Source organism: Ruegeria sp. AF8 (genome assembly GCF_056541825.1).
This window is the reverse complement of record NZ_JBQFYW010000003.1, coordinates 89,577-105,480: the sequence shown is the minus strand read 5'-3', so window position 1 is coordinate 105,480 and position 15,904 is coordinate 89,577. Positions and strand designations below refer to the sequence as shown.

Sequence of the window (15,904 nt, the reverse complement as noted above, 5' to 3'; positions counted from 1 at the left end):
GAAAATTCAGGAAGTTCGATATGTCCGATGCTACCCGACCAGCGCATGCCCCGACGGAACATCCCAAGGTAAAAACGGGACGGGTTGGTATTCTGCTGGCCAATCTCGGAACGCCCGATGACTATTCTTACTGGCCGATGCGGCGATATCTGAACGAGTTCCTGTCGGATAAGCGGGTCATCGACTATCCTGCGTGGAAGTGGCAACCCATCCTGCAAGCCATCATTCTGAGCAAGCGGCCGTTCAGCTCCGGTGCCGCCTACAAGTCGATCTGGAATCATGACAAGAGTGAAAGTCCGCTGATGACGATCACCAAGAACCAGACCGCCAAGCTGCACGCGGCGATGGAAGCCCGCTATGGCGATCGTGTGGTGGTGGATTTCTGCATGCGGTATGGAAATCCGTCAACGAAATCCAAGGTGCGCGAACTGGCGGCGGCCGGTTGTGACCGCATCCTGTTTTTCCCTCTCTATCCGCAATATGCCGGTGCGACCACGGCGACCGCGAACGACCAGTTTTTCCGCGCCCTGATGGAAGAAGCCTGGCAACCGGCCAGCCGCACCGTTCCCGCCTATTTCGGCGAGCCGGCCTATATCGAGGCATTGGCGCAATCGGTCGAACAAGCCTATGCCGGGATGGAGAACAAGCCGGATATCCTGGTCTGTTCCTATCACGGTATGCCCGAGCGGTATCTGCAGCAGGGTGATCCATATCATTGCCAATGCGCCAAGACCACGCGGTTGCTGAAGGAGCGGCTGGGCTGGTCGGAAGATCGCCTCGTTTCAACCTTTCAGTCGCGGTTCGGTCCCGAAGAGTGGTTGAAACCATATACCGTCGACCATGTGGCGGAACTGGCACGGCAAGGAAAAAGAAACATTGCCGTCATCGCCCCGGCCTTTTCTGCCGACTGCATCGAGACGCTGGAAGAGATCAATGAAGAGATCCGCGAAAGCTTTGAAGAGGCGGGCGGGGAAACCTTTACCTATATCCCCTGTCTTAACGAGGAGGACGCACATATTGCGGCGCTGGGTAAAGTTATCGAGGACAATCTCAAGGGCTGGTTGGATTGAGCCAATCAAAAAAAGGTCATGAAAAAAGGCGGTGGAAGCTCCACCGCCTTTTTCCGTCAGATGACTTGCGTCGTCTTAGCTTGCAGCAACAGCCGCGCCAACCAGAACCAGCAGGATCAGGGGCAGTATGATGCCGCTCGAAGAACCCTGAGTTTCTTCGACGATGACAGGTGCCTCAACAACCGGCTCTTCCAGGTTGCCGGCAAATGCGGTCGAAGCAGCAGCGGTCAGCGCAGCGGCGAGAACGAGTTTTTTCATTTTAACCTCCAGAATTCGCGCGATTCCCAATATTTGAACCACGCACCCAAGACTTACCTCGTGGCTTTTTCTAAGCAGCAAAGCGAGGGGATTGCAAATGCTACTTGCGTGTTCAGCGACTTAGCGGACGAAAATGTCGTCAAATTAGCAACACCTGAGTGCCCACTTTTGCCATGCCGAACAGCTCTTCGATATGCTGGTTATACAACCCGATACATCCGTTCGAAGACCGCCGTCCGATTTTGCGCGTGTCGTGCGTTCCGTGAATACGATAGTATTTCCAGCTCAGATATAAAGCGTGAGTTCCCAATGGGTTGTCGGGGCCTGGTGGGATGTAGTCTGGCCATTCCGGGTTGCGCTTCTTCATCGACGGCGTTGGTGACCAGCCGGGGCCTTCAACTTTTCGAATGACGCTGGTTCGGCCCCTGCGGGTCAACTCATCCGTTAGTGGCACCGAAGAGGGATAGAGCTTGTACACCGACTGATCCTCGGACCAGTAGTGCAGCGCCCGGGAAACGGTATCGACCAGAATCGCACCGTTCCTGGTGTCAGAGAAATAAGGTTGCCATCTAAGGGCGCGGAAGCCTGAAATATTGCGGCGCACTGGCGCTTCCGGCTCGGGCGCGGGCCTCAGCGGGTCGCCGGGGATATATTGCGCGATTGCCGGGGTTGCCAGAACCGATGCAGCCCCGGTCAGGAAATTGCGCCGCGATGGCAAGTGAAACCGTTTTTTAACCATGGTCCAGGACCTTTGTTGAGTTCATCTCATGGAAATTTTAGGCAGTTTATTGCCAGAAAGCCTCAGTCGCAAATCAAACCGGCATTTTCCAGCCAGTTTGCTCAACTGGACGTTTGCCCAGACGTCTCTACCGCGCTATGCCCTTTCCGATGCAAAGAACCGGATTGAACATGGCGCGATTAATTTCTCTTTTGTTGGTGTGCTTTGTGGCCCTTGCCGCCTGTACGGATACGAGCCAAACCCGTCTGGGTGCCGATGGCAGGCCGTTGCCGAAACCGTACAAAATTCGGGGAAGCGCCGACAAACTACAGTTTCGGATGCTGGATTCGGTCAATGCCTTGCGGCAGGCGTCAGGCTTGCAACCGGTACAGTTGAATGCACAACTCAACGCCGCCGCCGAAACCCATGCGCGCGATATGTCCAGACAGAATCGGCCCTGGCATTTCGGCTCGGACGGGTCATCGCCGTTGGACCGGGCAATAAGGGTTGGATATACAGGCACATTTCTGGGCGAGGCGATTTCCGAAACCTACGAAACCGAGCTTGAGACCCTTGCCGCCTGGATGGATGCGCCCGGCCCCCGCTCGGTGATTATGAACCCCGACGCGACACAGATGGGATTCGCCTGGCATCAGGAATCCGGTGGCAAGCTTTGGTGGGCGCTGGAGATGGGAGCGGGCGGTTGGACCGGTTCGTGATCGTTCGCGCGTCGGAAATTTGAGACTGTCCTGCCGCCGCGCGGGCCGGTTTCCATCCTGCTGCTGACTGCGGCTCGCGATAGCGCCCAGAGCTGTTTGAGTGTCCCGTTTTCAGGCGGCCTGCACTGAATGCGGCTCGGTCAGGATGGTATACAGCTTATCCGGAACGGGATTCGACCGGAGTTTCGTGCAAATTGAGGTATCCCTCAACGTGCGCGAAACCAGGGCCAGCGCTTTCAGGTGTTCAACGCCGGCCTCCTCGGGCGCAAACAGTGAAAACGCGAGATCGACAGGCTGCCTGTCGACCGCACCGAAATCGATCGGTTTTTCGAGCATCACGAACACACCGGCGACATTTTCCAGCCCCGCCATCCGGGCGTGAGGCAAAGCGACACCGTGTCCGACGCCCGTCGGCCCAAGGCTTTCCCGCTCGAGCAGAGAATCGACCACTGTCTGAGCGTCAAGTCCAAGTGCCGAAGCCGCGACGTCACCGATTTCCTGAAACAGCCGCTTTTTGCTGGACGCGGCGGACAGGACACGGACTGCCTTTGGGGCGAGGATGCTCGAAAGCTCCATTGATTTTGCTCCACGGATGTGCCGCCGGATTTCCGGAGGCACATCTCAATTATCTTGCCTATTACGGATCGATCCAGCCGATATTGCCGTCATCGCGGCGATAAACGACGTTCAGTCCGTCCTTGTTCTCATTCCGGAACACCAAAACCGGGGCGCCCGCGAGTTCCATCTGCATTACGGCCTCACCCACGCTCAGCGACGGGATTTGGGTTTCCATTTCAGCGACGATCATCGGCTGAAGCGACTCCGGCTCTTCAGCCGCACCCGAGTCGTCCGACGCGAGGATATAGGATGACGCACCAAAGAGTTCAACCGGCTCGGACCGATCCTTGTGGTGGTCCTTCAGGCGGCGCTTGTAACGGCGCAGCTGTGTTTCCATCTTGTCGCAGCACCCCTCGAATGCCGCATAGATTTCGGTGGCGTGCGCCTTGGCCTGGGCTGTCAGCCCTGTTGATAGATGTACGGTCGTTTCGCATACATACTCATGCGCTGAACGGGAAAAGACGACATTGGCGTCGGTCGGCCGTTGGGCGTACTTACCCACGACCTCGCCCAGCTCAGTCTGCACGTGGGTCTGCAGCGCTTCGCCGATGTCGATCTGTTTACCGCTGATTTGATAACGCATGTGATCTCCTTCACAATTCGCACCCGTTCTGACACCACGCAAGATGGTGGCCTGTGACTTATCGGGTGTGGGATAAAGACATTTCCGAGGATAGTCTACTATCGTACCCCTTCGTGAAGGGACATCGAGATCCGGACTGGAACCGAAGAAATGCCATAACCCAATTGAGGCAAGAGACGCGCGGAGAGTCAATCAAAACAGATGTGCAATTTCAAGATTTCTGCCCTGCACGGCGCGATGATCTGCCATCGGTCAGGAAATCCGGAAGTTTTCACCCAGATAGACCCGGCGCACATTTTCGTTTTCGACGACTTCCGTGGGGGTGCCGGACATCAGAACCTGACCGTCATGCAAGATATAGGCGCGGTCCACGATTTCCAGCGTCTCGCGCACATTGTGATCAGTGATCAAAACACCGATTCCCCGTTTTTTCAGATCGGCCACAAGGTGACGGATATCGCCGACACTGATCGGGTCCACGCCTGCGAAAGGTTCGTCCAGCAGCAGATATTTCGGATCGGCGGCCAGGCAGCGCGCGATTTCGACACGGCGTCGCTCACCGCCTGAAAGTGCCAGAGCAGGGGCGCGGCGCAAATGCTCGATCGAGAAATCCGAAAGCAGTTCCTCCAGGCGTTCCTTGCGCTTGTGAGCGTGCTTGACCGTGATATCCAGCACGGCGGCGATATTGTCTTCGACGCTCAGGCCGCGAAAGATCGACATTTCCTGTGGCAGATAACCGATGCCCATTCGGGCCCGACGATACATCGGCAATGTCGTCGCATTCTGCCCATCGATGGTAACTGTTCCCGCCTCGGGAAAAACCAAACCGGCCACCGTATAGAACGTCGTTGTTTTACCAGAGCCATTTGGCCCCAGCAGGGCAACCACCTCGGACCGGTCGAGCGACATCGAGACGTTCCGGATCACCGTCTTTTTGCGATAGGATTTTCGCAGCTTCTCGATCTTCAGCCCGGAAGAACCTTCGGCAACTGTCAGTTTCGGGCGATTCATCAGTTGCTGCCCGTGTTCAGGATCGTTTTCACCCGGCCCGCCATCCGGGCGGTACCGGTCTTGAGATTCACCGTCATCTTGCTTGAGGTCAGCGCGTTTTCGCCTTGCGTCAAAAGCACATCGCCACTCATCACGATGACACCGGTATCGATGGAATAGTCGGCGCGCTGCGCCTGGGCCGCATCCGGCCCGCTGACCAGAACCACGTCACCTGTGGCCTCCAGCCGTTCGATTCCTGACTTCTCCTGATTGTAGATGACCAGAACCTGCTGTGCGGAAAGCCGCATTTCGCCTTGTCTGATAAAGACGTTACCCTTGAATTCTGCCGACCCGTCTTTCTGATTGACGTCCAGCGTGTCGGATGTGACCTCAACCGGCAGGGTTGGGTCCGCCTTGACCGATCCGAATGCGACATTGGCCTCTTGCGCAAATGCGGGAGCAGCCCCGAAACCCAGGGCAAGACAAAGTATCAGCACACGAAAAACGGTCACGAGTTATCTTTCCGGTTTTTGAGGGTCATATATCAGCTTCACCCCGTCTGTAAAAAGAATATGGAGCGGCGCATCCTTTTTTTCAGCCCCGAACTCCATCGCACCGGCGGTAAAATCGCCGATCGGTCCGGTTCCGGTGATTGTTGTCGGAGAGCGTCCCCGAATTTCATCCAGTGAGGTGTTCAACTGTTCCGTGGTCACCCGGATCCCGTCGGATGTTGTGATGACGACATTGCCGGAAAACGTGGCCGTTCCCCGATCCGGGCGCAGGGAGCCGAGTTCAGAGGCCAATGCCATTTCGTTTCCATTCGCCAACCGGTATCGCGCCCGCAGATTGCTCGCTTCGGCGGGGCGGTCGTCGGTGCCCGGATGGGCGACGCTGGCAGATATCAGGATTTCCTCACCCTTGTCGGTCACACCGGAAAAAAACGGCTGTGTGATCTGCTGCCCGCTCAGCCGTTCGTCCATCTCGCGCCCGGAAAACGGGGTCGAGACATTGGTGTCGACACTGCGTGACAGCAAAAACACGGTGGACAGCAAAGCAATGGCCGCAAGCGGCAGCAGTACCTTGAAGAACTGCACCCTGCGGGAATAGCTGTCCAATTTCGCCTCCTTAACCCAGGCCCACGCGCAGGCAGTCGTGGATGTGCAGCAGCCCCAGCGCCTCGGGCGGCCCGTCTTCCTCGACAACAAAGAGCGACGTGATCTTGCGCTGGTTCATGATCGCGACGGCCTCTTCGGCCATTGCGTGCGGGGCAATCGTGGTTGGATCGGCGGTCATGACATGCCGGGCGGATTGACCCAGCAGACCGTCCATGTGACGGCGAAGGTCACCGTCGGTGATGATACCGACCAGATGGCCGTTCGTATCGTGCACGCCGGCCACACCAAAGGCTTTCTGGCTGATTTCTATCAGCGCGTCACTCATGGGCGTGTCGAGGGAAACCAGCGGCAGTGCATCGCCGGAATGCATCAGGTCGCGAACCCTGCTCAGCCGCGCGCCCAGCTTGCCGCCGGGGTGGAATGCGCGGAAATCTTCGGGCTTGAAATCGCGGTATTTCATCAACGCGATCGCCAGCGCGTCGCCCATTGCCAGCGTCAGCGTGGTCGAGATCGACGGGACCATGCCAAAACCGCAGGCCTCGCCTAGCGACGGGATCAGCAGATGCACGTCGGCCTGTTTCATCAGCGTGCTTTCCGGTTTGCTGGACAGGCCGATCAGCGGGATGCCGAAGCGGCGGGTGAAGGCCAGCAGGTTTGCCAGCTCGGGCGCCTCGCCCGAATTCGAGATTGCCAGTACCACGTCGTCTTTCGACACCATGCCCAGATCGCCATGGCTGGCCTCGGCCGGGTGCACGAAATAGGCGGGTGTGCCGGTGCTGGCCAGCGTGGCCGCGATCTTGTGGCCGATATGGCCCGATTTGCCGATGCCACTGATGATGATGCGGCCCGTTGCCTGCAGAATCAGCTGCACGGCCTCGGCAAAATGCTCGTCCAGCCCTTCGGCCAGAACGTCCAGCGCGCGGGCTTCGTCGGTGACAACCTGTCGGGCGGTTCTCAGAAATGCTTCGGTATCGGTCATGAGTGCGCAAAAATATCCGTTTCGGGCCAGCCGGCGAGGTCAAGCTTCGCACGCATCGGCAGGAAGTCAAAACAGGCCTGCGCCATTTCGACCCGGCCTTCGCGATCCAGCCGCTTGTTCAGTTCTTCGCGCAAGCGGTGCAGGTACAATACATCTGAGGCGGCATAGTCCAGCTGCGCTTCGGTCAGGGTTTCCGCGCCCCAGTCGCTCATCTGCTGTTGTTTGGAAATATCGACCGCGATGAGTTCCTGGCACAGGTTCTTCAGCCCGTGCCGGTCGGTATATGTCCGCACCAGACGGCTGGCGATCTTGGTGCAGTATACCGGAGCGGCCAAGGCACCGAACGTGTGATACATGGCGGCGATATCGAAGCGGCCAAAGTGGAACAGCTTGAGTACTTTGGGGTTTTCAAGCATGGCACACAGGTTCGGTGCTTCGGTCCGGCCCTTTTCGACCTGAATGATGTGACTGTTGCCGTCACCGCCGGACATCTGGATTACACACAGCCGGTCGCGATGCGGGTTCAGCCCCATCGTTTCGCAATCAATGGCCACCACCGGGCCCAGCTCCAACCCATCGGGCAGGTCGTTTATGTACAGGTTGTTTGCCACGGAGATGTCCTTTGTGCCGTCACGGACCCGAGATAGGCGGTTTGACAGGCAAACTCAACTCTGGCGAAGGACGAGCATTCGCGCCCTTCGAACAGCTGATGCCGGAACGGTGTTGCATTCTCCGGGCTGAGTTTGACATTTTCTGAACGGCGTTTGGGTTTTGCAATAACCTTGCGGGCGGCTTATGTGGAACCGGTTGTGCCGGATATCCGGAAAAGCCGGGCGCATCGGTGCCGTTGGGTTGATATATGACGATGTCAGGAGAGCCTGAATGGATAATTTGGACCGCCGGATAGTCGCCGCATTGCAGCACAACGCGCGCGAGTCGACCACCGGGATCGCGGCCAGGTTGGGTGTCGCCCGTACGACCGTGCACGAACGTATCACCCGGATGGAAGAGCGCGGCGAGATCGCCGGATATTCCGTGGTTCTGCGGGAACCGCAAGACGAAAGCAAAGTGCAGGTCGTGGTTCTGCTGGAGGTGCAACAAAAGGAAACGTCCAGAATCATCAAACGGCTGGAGACCTATCCGGAGGTCAAGCTGTGCCTGTCAATTAATGGCGAGTTCGATCTGCTGCTATCGGCAGAAGCACCCCGGATCGAGGACCTGGATGTGCTGGTCGATGAACTTGCCGGGATTCCGGGCGTGCTGCGCACCAACACCAGCGTGGTGTTTGGGCGCCGAATTGACCGAAGATGACAGATTGAAGGATTTTTCGTCAATTAGACGGTTATAGGATTCATTTCGTCAATCTGCTCCCTACAGATCGAACAACGGTTACGTCACACTTTCCGGCAAAGAAGGAGACGTGCCATGCAATGGAATATCTGCGTCGTCGGGGCCGGGAAGATCGGCCAGATGATCGCCACTTTGCTCAAGACCTCGCCCAACTATTCCGTCACCGTTGCCGATCACGATCTGGCGGCGCTGGCGGTGCTTAAGAAGATGGGCGTTGCCACCAGACAGATCGACGCCTGCGATGAGGCCGGGCTGGCCGAGGGGCTGAAAGGCTTTGACGCGGTGGTCTCTGCCGCGCCGTTTTTTCTGACACCGGCGATTGCCAAGGCGGCCAGCGACGCGGGCGCGCATTATTTTGACCTGACCGAGGACGTGGCGGCCACCAACGCTGTGCGCGAGCTGGCCAAAGACAGCGAGACTGCGTTCATGCCGCAATGCGGTCTGGCGCCGGGCTTTGTCGGTATCGCGGGGGCGGCTCTGGCCAGTGAATTCGACACGCTCGACAGCCTGCACATGCGGGTAGGCGCACTGCCGCTCTATCCGACCAACGCGCTGAAATACAATCTGACGTGGTCGACGGATGGTCTGATCAACGAATACTGCAATCCCTGCGATGCCATCGTGAACGGCGAGCGGGTCAAGACTGCACCGCTGGAGGATTACGAAATCCTCGGCCATGACGGGGTGGAATACGAATGCTTCAACACCTCCGGCGGTCTCGGCACCCTGCCCGAAACGCTTGAGGGCAAGGCGCGTGCGGTGTCCTATCGCTCGATCCGGTATCCGGGTCATCGCGACATCCTGAAACTGCTGCTGGGCGATCTGGGGCTGGAGCGCCGCCGCGACCTGCTCAAGGAGATTTTCGAGGCCGCCCTGCCGCGCACCGATCAGGATGTGGTGCTGGTATATTGCACCGCCAAGGGCAAGATTGACGGGCAGCTGCGGGAAAAGAGCCTGATCAACAAGTCCTTCAGCCGCATGATCGACGGTCAGGTCTGGAGCGCCATCCAGATCACCACCGCCGCCGGTGTGCTGGGTGTGGTTGACCTGATGCGGACCGGCGCGTTGCCTTCGCGTGGCTTTGTCCGGCAGGAGCAGGTGAAGCTCTCCGATTTCCTGAATACCGAATTTGGCCGCCTCTACCGGGCGGGAGACGTATCCGAACAGAACAAGGCAGCCTGAAACATGAAAGACGTCGTTATGACCGCTGAAACCACCCTTTCGAACCTGGGCCTGACCGCTGCCGAACTGACCGGCGGTACGCTCAAGATACATTCCCCCATCGACGGCAGCCTTTTGGGCGAAGTGCACGAAACACCCGTGGCCGAGATGGGTGCGATCATCGCCAAGTCAAAAGCCGACTTCAACGCCTGGCGTACCGTACCTGCCCCCCGCCGGGGTGAATTGATCCGTCTGCTGGGCGAAGAGCTGCGCGCCGCCAAGGATGACCTCGGCGCGCTGGTGAGCTGGGAGGCGGGCAAGATCACCTCGGAAGGCCTGGGCGAAGTGCAGGAGATGATCGACATCTGCGACTTTGCCGTGGGCCTCTCGCGCCAGCTCTACGGCCTGACCATCGCCAGCGAGCGTCCGGGCCACCGGATGATGGAGACCTGGCATCCGGCAGGCCCCGTGGGCGTGATCTCGGCCTTCAACTTTCCGGTTGCCGTCTGGTCGTGGAACGCAGCGCTGGCGCTGGTATGTGGCGACCCGGTGATCTGGAAACCGTCCGAGAAGTCCCCGCTGACCGCACTGGCCTGCCAGAAGATCTTTGAACGCGCCGTGGCCCGGTTTGGCGATGCGCCCGACAACCTGCTGCAAACCCTGATCGGCGGTACCGATCTGGGCAAGGCCCTGGTCGAATCGGAGGATGTGCCGATCATTTCGGCCACTGGCTCGACCCGCATGGGCCGCGCCGTGGCGCCCATCGTGGCGGCGCGATTCGGCAAGTGCATTCTGGAGCTTGGCGGCAACAATGCCATGATCGTCGGCCCTTCGGCGGATCTGGAAATGGCCGTGCGCGCCATCGTGTTCTCGGCCGTCGGCACCGCCGGTCAGCGCTGCACCACGCTGCGCCGTCTGATCGTGCATAACTCGATCCGTGAAGAATTGGTGGGCCGTCTGAAAAAGGCCTATGCCGGTCTGCCCATCGGCAACCCGCTGGCCGAAGGCACGCTGATCGGCCCATTGGTGGACGAGGCCTCGGGCGCGGCAATGACCGCGGCGCTGAAAGCGGCAGAAACCGAAGGCGGCACTGTGTTCGGCGGCAACCGCGTGACCGAGGGCGTGCCCGCCGGTGTCTACATGGAACCCGCCATCGTCGAAATGCCCGGCCAGAGCGATGTGGTAAAGACCGAAACCTTCGCCCCGATCCTCTATGTGCTGGGCTATGACGATTTCGGACAGGCGCTGGAAATTCAGAACGACGTGCCGCAAGGCCTGTCGTCGTGCGTCTTTACGCTGAACATGCGCGAAGCGGAGCAGTTCCTGTCCGCGGCAGGCTCGGACTGCGGCATCGCCAACGTCAATATCGGCCCCTCTGGTGCCGAGATCGGTGGTGCATTCGGGGGAGAGAAGGAAACCGGCGGCGGGCGCGAAAGTGGCTCGGACGCGTGGAAGGCCTATATGCGACGTCAGACGAACACGGTGAACTATTCTGCCGAGTTGCCGCTGGCACAGGGCGTCAAGTTCGACATCTGATTGTCACCCGTCGCAATCAAACCCGCCTCGGTATGCCATCGGGGCGGGTTTTCTTTTTCACGATAACCCTCTGTAAACAGGTGGCTGGGTAGCGTTCCGGAGATCGCAAGAATCCCCGGAACCGGCAGAATGCCCTATATCCATGTTTTTCGACTGCTACTGACGTTGCTGATCACTTCGGTGGGGCTGATCTGGGTTGCCGCATCGGGTCAGGCGTCGACAAACACTGCCGATTCCGCAACTTGCGATGTGGCGGCAAAACAGGCGGCGCGGGTCGAGGGCGTTCCGCTGGATGTGCTGCGCGCCATAACCCGCGTCGAAACGGGGCGGACGCGAAACGGGAAGCGGATGCCGTGGCCCTGGACCGTGAACCTGGAGGGCAAGGGGTTCTGGTTCGATACCGAGGCCGAGGCCAAAGCATATGTCGCCAAGGTGGTCAAAACCGGGGCGCGCAGTTTCGACGTCGGTTGCTTTCAGATCAACTATCGCTGGCACGGTCACGCGTTCCGGTCCGCCGAATCCATGTTCGACCCGCAGGACAATGCCCGATATGCGGCCCGGTTCCTGAAAGAGCTCCATGCCGAACTTGGCTCGTGGCGCGCGGCGGCTGGTGCCTATCATTCACGCACGAAATCACTGGCGGCCGCATATACCAAACGGTTTGAGGCAACTCTGGCGGCGCTGGGCGACGCGCCCCATGTGCAACCGGCTGCGCCTTCCGCCGATCCTTTCACCCGCGCGGCCAATCCGTTGTTTGCCGCCCCCGGTGCCGACGGTGGCGCGACCGCATTGGGATCGCTGGTTCCGGTGGCAAACAGGCGAACCGCCTTTATCGCATTGAACTAAGGGTGCACATGCCGAAACTTGATCTCAGCGCTGTGTTTTCTCCCACCGTCCTGCTGGCGCTGGCGTTGATGGCAGTTATCGTCATGATGATCCTGCCGATGCCGGCCTGGGTGTTGGACATCGGGCTGGCCGCCTCATTTGCCTTGGCGATTCTGATCTTCACACTCACGTTGTTCATCGAGCGGCCGCTGGATTTTTCGTCTTTCCCAACGATCCTGCTTGCCTCGCTGATGCTGCGTCTGTCGCTGAACGTGTCCTCGACCAAGCTGATCATCGGGCAAGGGCATTCAGGCCCGAACGCTGCCGGAGATGTCATACAGGGCTTTGCGCAATTCATTATGAGCGGCAACATCTTCCTGGGCCTTGTCGTGTTCGGTGTCCTGCTGATCGTCAACTTCATGGTGATCACCAAGGGCGCTGCGCGCATGGCCGAGGTCGGCGCCCGGTTTGCACTGGACGGGATGCCCGGCAAGCAGCTTGCCATCGACAGCGACATGTCGGCAGGCGCCATCGATCACAAGCAAGCCAAAGAGCGGCGGGAGCTTGAGCAACAGGAAACCACTTTTTTCGGTTCGCTTGACGGGGCTTCGAAATTCGTCAAGGGCGATGCCATTGCCGGTCTGCTCATCACCCTTCTCAATCTCGTCATGGGGTTGATCATGGGTGTTGCCGTTCATGGAATGCCCCTCTCCGCCGCTTTTGAAACCTATGCGATTCTGACCGTGGGCGATGGGTTGGTATCCCAGATTCCGGCAGTAATCATTTCAATCGCATCAGCCCTGTTGCTGGCGCGCGGGGGCGCACAGGGGGCCACGGACAATGCCATTTTCTCGCAATTGGGACGCCACCCTCCTGCATTGGCGACGGTCGCCGTTCTGATGGTCCTTTTTGCGCTGGTGCCGGGCCTTCCGTTCGTCCCTTTCATTCTGGGGGCCGGTGTTCTTGGATTTTCCGCGTTTTCAATTCAGAGACAGCGAACGGTCGAGGCCGAGCGAGTCAGCCGGGCTCCTTCTGCCGAACAGCAGCCGGCCATTCCAGCCATCGGGGATGTGCTGGACCTTGACGACATTCATCTTGAATTCGCACCCGATCTTGTCGCGATGGTTCTGGATCCGGGGACCGGGCTGGATGCCCGGATCGCCAATATGCGCGTTCATGTCGCCACGGTCTTTGGTCTGATCCTGCCTGAAATCCGTTTGACCGATCAAAGCGAATTGCCGACAGGAACCTATGTCATTCGGGTGCATGGGGTGGAACAGGCCCGCGGCGTCTTGAATCCGGATCTCGTACTGGCGCTGGTGCAGGAAGGCTCAGATGCGTTGCCGGACGGCAAGGATGTGACAGAACCGGTTTATGGGGCGCCGGCGCGCTGGCTGCGGCCGCAGGACCGAGAGGAGGCCGCCATGTCGGGTGCGACCATCGTGACGCCGCCCGAAATTCTCGCCACGCACTTGCTTGAGATCATAAAACAGAACTTCGCCCGGCTTCTGACCCTGAAATCCCTGCGACGGATCCTGTCGGAAATGACGCGCCTCAGCGACCCCGTCCGTGCCGAGGCCAACCGCAAACTTCTTGACGAACTGATCCCGGACAAGGTGCCGATCGACACGCTTCACGCTGTTCTGCGGTTGCTGCTGGAAGAGCGCGTCTCGATCCGCAACATGCCGTTGATATTGGAGAGCGTGGCCGAGGCGCGCCTTCTGGTGACGCAACCCGAATCGATCTGTGAGCATGTCCGCCAGCGGCTCGGGTTCCAATTGGTGGCAGAGATGAAACGCGATGACGGCACGATCCCGCTGATCCAGCTTGCACCCGAGTGGGAGGACACATTTGCCAGCTACCAGATCGACGCAAATCCGGTGGGTCTGGATGTCGCTCTGCCACCGGATCTTTTCAACAAGCTGGCCGATGGTGTGGCCGACCGGATGATGCGGTCTGCGGACCAGGGAGTGTATCCGGCATTGGTTACGTCTTCACAGCGCAGACGGTTGCTGCGCACGATACTGCGTGCGCGAGGGGTGTCGAACCCTGTACTGTCTTTTGAAGAAATCGGATTTGAGGCACGCCCTGCACTGGTCGGCATGGTGGCCACATGATCGTAGTGGAATCCGTATTGCTGCGTGAATTGGCGGGCGGGCTTTGGCACCTGTTTGCAATCTTTCTGAGAGTGTCTGCGGTGGTTTCGATGATGCCGGCATTTGGCGAACGTATGATCCCCGCGCGCGTCAAGTTCGCCACTGCCGTGGTTTTTACACTGATTGTGGCGCCCGCCACGGAAGTCGAGGTTGATCACTCAGGGTTGCGGGGGCTGGCTGCTCTGGTCGGAGCCGAGATTGGCATCGGCCTTGCGCTGGGCGTCGCTTTGCGCCTGTTCGTATTGGCGCTGCAAACCGCCGGATCGATTGCGGCACAGGCTACGTCACTGTCCCAGATTCTGGGTGGCGCGGCTGTCGAGCCGGTCCCGGCAATGGGGTATCTGCTGGTGATCGCAGGCCTTGCGCTGGCCGCGATCATGGGGCTTCACGTGCGGGCGGCCCAGTTTCTGATCCACAGCTATTCGATGTTTCCTGCCGGGGCGTTGCCCGTTGCCGCGGACCTGTCGGCGTGGGGTGTGCGGCAGGTCTCGCAAAGTTTCTCGCTGGCGTTTGGCCTGGCTGCTCCGTTCGTCATCGCGTCGTTGGTCTATAACCTCGCGTTGGGTGTCATCAACCGGGCGATGCCGCAATTGATGGTGGCTTTCGTGGGTGCGCCGGCCCTGACCTTTGGCGGGATTCTGCTGTTGTTTCTGTGTGCACCCCTGATCCTGACCGAATGGTCCGATGCGTTGTTTGTGTTCATGTCGAACCCTTTGGGTGGCAGCCCGTGAGTGGCGCGGATGACGATACGGACAAGTCCTTCGACCCGACGTCTCAAAAACTGCGGAAGGCGCGCGAAAAAGGAGAAGTTGCAAAATCCACCGACGTTTCGATCGTCGCGGGCTATGCCGGGTTGCTGCTTGCCTTGGCGGCAATCGGCGAAGTGTCAATGAATCAATTGGGCACGCTGTTTGCGGTTCTCATCGATCAGTCCGAACGGCTTTCGGATTTGTTGCTGTCCGGTCCGTCTCAGGCTCCGGTCTCGGGCATTATGGGGCGCATTGCGCTGGCGGTTTCGTTTTTGTTCGTCATCCCGGCCGCAACCGTGTTGCTCAGCACCATTGCGCAGCGGGCCTTTGTGGTGGCGCCGGACAAACTCAGACCCAGGCTTTCGCGCATATCCGTTCTGTCAAACGCCAAAAACAAGTTCGGTCGCGGCGGTCTGTTTGAGTTTTTCAAAAGCTTCTCCAAGCTTTTGATCTATTCGATATGCCTGGCGCTGTTCTTGCGGGCAAATCTTGTGGAAATCGTTGGTTCCAGCGCCATGCCGGCGCGGGGTTCGATTGTTTTCATGGCCGGGATGCTGACCCGTTTTCTGTCCATAGTGATTTCCGTGGCCCTGGTGATCGGGGCAGTTGACTACCTTTGGCAGCATGCCGAGCATATCCGCAAGAACCGCATGTCGCGCAAGGAGATCATGGATGAAACGAAGGACGCAGAAGGCGACCCTTACATGAAGCAACAGCGCCGGCAACGGGGGCAGGAAATTGCCATGAACCGCATGTTGGCGGAGGTTCCGGCAGCGGATGTGGTGATCGTCAATCCGACTCATTTCGCGGTCGCGTTGAAATGGTCCCGTGTGCCCGGCTCCGCTCCGGTTTGCGTGGCAAAGGGAGTCGATGAAATCGCGGCCTCCATCCGTGCCACCGCAACCGATTCCGGTGTCCCGATTCATTCCGATCCGCCCACGGCCCGGGCATTGCACGCGTCCGTCGAGATCGGGCAGGAAATCCCGGAGGAACATTACAGACCGGTCGCCGCTGCAATCCGTTTTGCCGAAGCGATGCGCAGAAAGGCGAAAGGGCAGGTCAGGTGAATTTACGGCA

18 protein-coding genes are annotated in these 15,904 nt (G+C 59.1%); 9 read left to right on the top strand and 9 right to left on the bottom strand.

Translation table 11 applies throughout. From position 1 onward, the window contains the following. The first annotated feature begins 20 nt into the window (after nt 1-20). On the top strand, nt 21-1,070 hold the full coding sequence (hemH, locus tag ACR0AO_RS07780) for a ferrochelatase (RefSeq protein WP_480602066.1): 1,050 nt from the start codon (nt 21-23) through the stop codon (nt 1,068-1,070). A gap of 75 nt (nt 1,071-1,145) precedes the next feature. On the opposite strand, the gene ACR0AO_RS07775 is transcribed toward hemH, so the two are convergent. After that, nucleotides 1,146-1,328, bottom strand: coding sequence for a hypothetical protein (locus ACR0AO_RS07775; RefSeq protein WP_480602063.1), 183 nt, complete (start codon nt 1,326-1,328; stop codon nt 1,146-1,148). A gap of 139 nt (nt 1,329-1,467) precedes the next feature. After that, nucleotides 1,468-2,067 carry a L,D-transpeptidase gene (locus ACR0AO_RS07770; protein WP_480602061.1) on the bottom strand — a complete coding sequence of 200 codons (600 nt, stop codon included), beginning with the start codon at nt 2,065-2,067 and terminating at the stop codon, nt 1,468-1,470. 170 nt (nt 2,068-2,237) lie between these two features. Between ACR0AO_RS07770 and dalA the strand changes: the two genes are divergently transcribed. Beyond that, nucleotides 2,238-2,765 (top strand): divisome-associated lipoprotein DalA, encoded by a 528-nt coding sequence (gene dalA, locus ACR0AO_RS07765; RefSeq protein WP_480602057.1) that lies wholly within the window; start codon nt 2,238-2,240, stop codon nt 2,763-2,765. Between the two features lie 111 nt (nt 2,766-2,876). Here the strand turns inward: dalA and ptsN are convergent, their stop codons facing one another. From ptsN to ACR0AO_RS07730, 7 genes are all read right to left on the bottom strand, one after another. Then, nucleotides 2,877-3,341: a PTS IIA-like nitrogen regulatory protein PtsN gene (gene ptsN / locus ACR0AO_RS07760; RefSeq protein WP_480602055.1), complete on the bottom strand. Its 465-nt coding sequence runs from the start codon at nt 3,339-3,341 to the stop codon at nt 2,877-2,879. Between the two features lie 61 nt (nt 3,342-3,402). Further along, on the bottom strand, nt 3,403-3,966 hold the full coding sequence (gene hpf, locus ACR0AO_RS07755) for a ribosome hibernation-promoting factor, HPF/YfiA family (protein WP_480602053.1): 564 nt from the start codon (nt 3,964-3,966) through the stop codon (nt 3,403-3,405). 252 nt (nt 3,967-4,218) lie between these two features. Beyond that, complete coding sequence (gene lptB / locus ACR0AO_RS07750; RefSeq protein ID WP_480602050.1) at nt 4,219-4,977, bottom strand: LPS export ABC transporter ATP-binding protein; 759 nt, start codon at nt 4,975-4,977, stop codon at nt 4,219-4,221. Further along, a complete protein-coding gene (locus tag ACR0AO_RS07745) occupies nt 4,977-5,468 on the bottom strand; it encodes an LptA/OstA family protein (protein WP_480602047.1) in 492 nt (163 codons plus the stop codon). The genes lptB and ACR0AO_RS07745 overlap by 1 nt, the downstream gene beginning before the upstream one ends. A 3-nt stretch (nt 5,469-5,471) precedes the next feature. Then, a complete protein-coding gene (gene lptC, locus ACR0AO_RS07740) occupies nt 5,472-6,071 on the bottom strand; it encodes an LPS export ABC transporter periplasmic protein LptC (protein WP_480602041.1) in 600 nt (199 codons plus the stop codon). A 10-nt stretch (nt 6,072-6,081) separates the two neighbouring features. Next, nucleotides 6,082-7,050 (bottom strand): KpsF/GutQ family sugar-phosphate isomerase, encoded by a 969-nt coding sequence (locus ACR0AO_RS07735; RefSeq protein WP_480602038.1) that lies wholly within the window; start codon nt 7,048-7,050, stop codon nt 6,082-6,084. Next, nucleotides 7,047-7,661, bottom strand: a complete 615-nt coding sequence (locus tag ACR0AO_RS07730) for a ribonuclease D (protein ID WP_480602033.1) — start codon at nt 7,659-7,661, stop codon at nt 7,047-7,049. The genes ACR0AO_RS07735 and ACR0AO_RS07730 overlap by 4 nt, the downstream gene beginning before the upstream one ends. Nucleotides 7,662-7,932: 271 nt before the next feature. Here ACR0AO_RS07730 and ACR0AO_RS07725 point away from each other — a divergent pair, with 271 nt between their 5' ends. From ACR0AO_RS07725 to flhB, 7 genes are all read left to right on the top strand, one after another. After that, the gene (locus ACR0AO_RS07725; protein ID WP_480602027.1) at nt 7,933-8,361 is read left to right on the top strand and encodes an Lrp/AsnC family transcriptional regulator; all 429 of its coding nucleotides are present in this window, start codon (nt 7,933-7,935) and stop codon (nt 8,359-8,361) included. A 114-nt stretch (nt 8,362-8,475) separates the two neighbouring features. Further along, entirely contained in the window at nt 8,476-9,582 is a 1,107-nt protein-coding gene (locus tag ACR0AO_RS07720) for a saccharopine dehydrogenase family protein (protein ID WP_480602024.1), read from the top strand. 3 nt (nt 9,583-9,585) lie between these two features. After that, complete coding sequence (amaB, locus tag ACR0AO_RS07715) at nt 9,586-11,097, top strand: L-piperidine-6-carboxylate dehydrogenase (protein ID WP_480602021.1); 1,512 nt, start codon at nt 9,586-9,588, stop codon at nt 11,095-11,097. A gap of 129 nt (nt 11,098-11,226) precedes the next feature. Beyond that, a complete protein-coding gene (locus ACR0AO_RS07710) occupies nt 11,227-11,943 on the top strand; it encodes a transglycosylase SLT domain-containing protein (protein ID WP_480602017.1) in 717 nt (238 codons plus the stop codon). Between the two features lie 8 nt (nt 11,944-11,951). Then, entirely contained in the window at nt 11,952-14,039 is a 2,088-nt protein-coding gene (gene flhA / locus ACR0AO_RS07705) for a flagellar biosynthesis protein FlhA (protein ID WP_480602014.1), read from the top strand. Then, nucleotides 14,036-14,809, top strand: a complete 774-nt coding sequence (locus tag ACR0AO_RS07700; RefSeq protein WP_480602011.1) for a flagellar biosynthetic protein FliR — start codon at nt 14,036-14,038, stop codon at nt 14,807-14,809. The genes flhA and ACR0AO_RS07700 overlap by 4 nt, the downstream gene beginning before the upstream one ends. Further along, complete coding sequence (flhB, locus tag ACR0AO_RS07695) at nt 14,806-15,894, top strand: flagellar type III secretion system protein FlhB (protein WP_480602008.1); 1,089 nt, start codon at nt 14,806-14,808, stop codon at nt 15,892-15,894. Before ACR0AO_RS07700 ends, flhB begins: the two co-directional genes overlap by 4 nt. The last annotated feature ends 10 nt before the right edge of the window (nt 15,895-15,904 follow it).

Coding starts and splice junctions, on each gene's coding strand:
- hemH (WP_480602066.1), top strand. CDS start 21: ATGTCCGATGCTACCCGACCAGCGCATGCCCCGACGGAACATCCCAAG.
- ACR0AO_RS07775 (WP_480602063.1), bottom strand. CDS start 1,328: ATGAAAAAACTCGTTCTCGCCGCTGCGCTGACCGCTGCTGCTTCGACC.
- ACR0AO_RS07770 (WP_480602061.1), bottom strand. CDS start 2,067: ATGGTTAAAAAACGGTTTCACTTGCCATCGCGGCGCAATTTCCTGACC.
- dalA (WP_480602057.1), top strand. CDS start 2,238: ATGGCGCGATTAATTTCTCTTTTGTTGGTGTGCTTTGTGGCCCTTGCC.
- ptsN (WP_480602055.1), bottom strand. CDS start 3,341: ATGGAGCTTTCGAGCATCCTCGCCCCAAAGGCAGTCCGTGTCCTGTCC.
- hpf (WP_480602053.1), bottom strand. CDS start 3,966: ATGCGTTATCAAATCAGCGGTAAACAGATCGACATCGGCGAAGCGCTG.
- lptB (WP_480602050.1), bottom strand. CDS start 4,977: ATGAATCGCCCGAAACTGACAGTTGCCGAAGGTTCTTCCGGGCTGAAG.
- ACR0AO_RS07735 (WP_480602038.1), bottom strand. CDS start 7,050: ATGACCGATACCGAAGCATTTCTGAGAACCGCCCGACAGGTTGTCACC.
- ACR0AO_RS07725 (WP_480602027.1), top strand. CDS start 7,933: ATGGATAATTTGGACCGCCGGATAGTCGCCGCATTGCAGCACAACGCG.
- ACR0AO_RS07720 (WP_480602024.1), top strand. CDS start 8,476: ATGCAATGGAATATCTGCGTCGTCGGGGCCGGGAAGATCGGCCAGATG.
- amaB (WP_480602021.1), top strand. CDS start 9,586: ATGAAAGACGTCGTTATGACCGCTGAAACCACCCTTTCGAACCTGGGC.
- ACR0AO_RS07710 (WP_480602017.1), top strand. CDS start 11,227: ATGCCCTATATCCATGTTTTTCGACTGCTACTGACGTTGCTGATCACT.
- flhA (WP_480602014.1), top strand. CDS start 11,952: ATGCCGAAACTTGATCTCAGCGCTGTGTTTTCTCCCACCGTCCTGCTG.
- ACR0AO_RS07700 (WP_480602011.1), top strand. CDS start 14,036: ATGATCGTAGTGGAATCCGTATTGCTGCGTGAATTGGCGGGCGGGCTT.